Annotated in this window: 1 protein-coding gene; it reads left to right on the top strand. The window is 45.4% G+C overall.

All coding sequences use genetic code 11. The features are described from left to right. Positions 1-211: 211 nt before the first annotated feature. Positions 212-1,321, top strand: coding sequence for a hypothetical protein (locus J5224_RS27490; RefSeq protein ID WP_264628310.1), 1,110 nt, complete (start codon positions 212-214; stop codon positions 1,319-1,321). Positions 1,322-1,484: the final 163 nt, after the last annotated feature.

Below are 1,484 nucleotides of genomic sequence, written 5' to 3'. Positions count from 1 at the left end.
TGGTCCGGTGGAGTGGGTGCGCAGCAATAAGCACACCGGTATTCGGCGTATGCCACTGCGCTACACAGGGTTATAACGGCTGGTGGTGTCAATCCTCTCTTGTCATAAAGGAGAGACAGTAGCCGTTAAAAAATAACGGCTTATTTTTTGAATGAATATCTCGGGTTAACGGTGTAAAACCACGCTATCTTTTACACGGAAAGTCATCGTTATGTCTATCTTAGTCCCGCACCGATCGTGCTCATCGCTAATTCCATCATCACCCTTTTATGATTCGAAACTGCATAGCCATCGGCTTGATGTGCTTATTTCCGCGGCTATCGAAGGGACATCTCTGCATCGTGACGGCGGTGATGGTCTCAGCGTAAAACAACATCTTGATAGCGTATATCATCAAGCAAAAAACAACTGTGGTGAGAGTCTTGAGTTATTACAAAATATCGCTCTGGGAAAAGGCGAGGTGGCAACGCTCGCCCAGGATCATCTCTGCCGTATCGTGTGCCAGGATGAGGGCGGAACTGCCGACCTCGCCCAACAGGCGCGCGCCCAGTGTCAGTCGTTAATCACCGATTTCCCCCAGTGGATCAACAATACCTTTCTACAGGACCGACTTACGCTGCTGTTTATCGCCGGTACGCACCTCAAGGACGAGGGACCCTGCGTGGATAATATTCCGGCCTTGGTGAAAGAAAAAATTATGCAGCTCGACGGTTTACCCATTAAACCGAAATGGTATACACCGCAACAAGGGACGTTTGATGCGGTCGATTACGCAACCTTTAACCACAACAACCGTCAACTGCGCTATGCATTGAGTGAAGACGGTGCCTGCCAGTTTCGGGCAGCTTTGATGCTGCATGATAGGGATGAAAGTTGGTTGGATGTTGATAAATCCGTTATTTTACGGAAAATAGAAAATAACGGCTGGGAACCTAAAATACACGCGGCGATAAACAACGCTATCGAGAATATGGGCGAAATTTATGGTTATTTATCGATGTCTGATGGTGAATGTGTTGATGCGCTGATTTACAACAATACCATTGCTAACGGTGAGTTTACCCTGTATTCACCACAGGCGGTAAGGGAAGCATTGCCAGAAGCATTAAGGAAAATAAAATACCAGAAAAATGGCAATGACTATTTATCTGATATGTCTGTTGAACAGTGGGAAAACTTTACCCACCTCATTTCTGAAAATCTGATTTATCAATTGGGCATCAACGTTCATGACAGCCAATTACCCTATGCTGAGTGCAATGTCGAACAGGCGCATTACAGTGTGATCGTTGCCACAGATGACCGCTTTCCCCGCTTTTAATTTCAACTATGCTATGAAGGTAAGCAGCGATTTTTTATGAATGATGCAGTCAAATCATTCCGTCGCTTATTATATTGATGCTAACAATGCGAGTTGCATCACATTCTGACGAGATGGGGTGTTTATCCATATAAATAGCAGGAAACTGCATTTCTCGTTGTCC

It is taken from the genome of Candidatus Symbiopectobacterium sp. NZEC135 (genome assembly GCF_025962695.1).
This window is presented reverse-complemented; position numbering and strand designations above follow the sequence as displayed.

What these genes read in the sequence shown, in the direction of transcription:
- J5224_RS27490 (WP_264628310.1), top strand. Translation starts at nt 212, where the DNA reads ATGTCTATCTTAGTCCCGCACCGATCGTGCTCATCGCTAATTCCATCA.